Genomic DNA, 421 nt, shown 5'->3' on the forward strand with positions numbered 1-421 from the left:
TATTACTCAAATCAATGAAAGTGTAGCTCACATAGATCAAACTACTAAAGATAATGTTGAGATTGCAAATGAATCAGCACTTATTTCTAATACAGTAAGTGATATAGCAAGTAATATACTTGATGATATAAAGAAAAAAAGATTTTAATATACCAAAGAGCCTTTAGCTCTTTGGTATTGGATAATTGAACTAATGTTATAGCTAGAGAGAATTTTTACCCAAATAAACCATCTCTTAGCTTTAATTTTGGAGTATTAAAAAATATTAGATTGAATTCAGTATATTAAGTAAAATAAGTATATTAAGTATATTAAGTATATTAAGTATATTAAGTAATAATCTATTTCAAGAGAGTTTATAATTTCATAGATTTTTGTAAACCACAACCACAAAATAATAAAATTTTTCTCAAACTAACCC

At 24.0% G+C, this 421-nt stretch carries 1 pseudogene; it reads left to right on the plus strand.

The annotated features are described in order from the left end of the window. Positions 1-148: pseudogene (locus tag DU473_RS08300) on the plus strand (methyl-accepting chemotaxis protein); the annotation flags it as partial. Positions 149-421: the final 273 nt, after the last annotated feature.

This window comes from Campylobacter novaezeelandiae (assembly GCF_004323845.1).
Lineage (GTDB): Bacteria > Campylobacterota > Campylobacteria > Campylobacterales > Campylobacteraceae > Campylobacter_D > Campylobacter_D novaezeelandiae.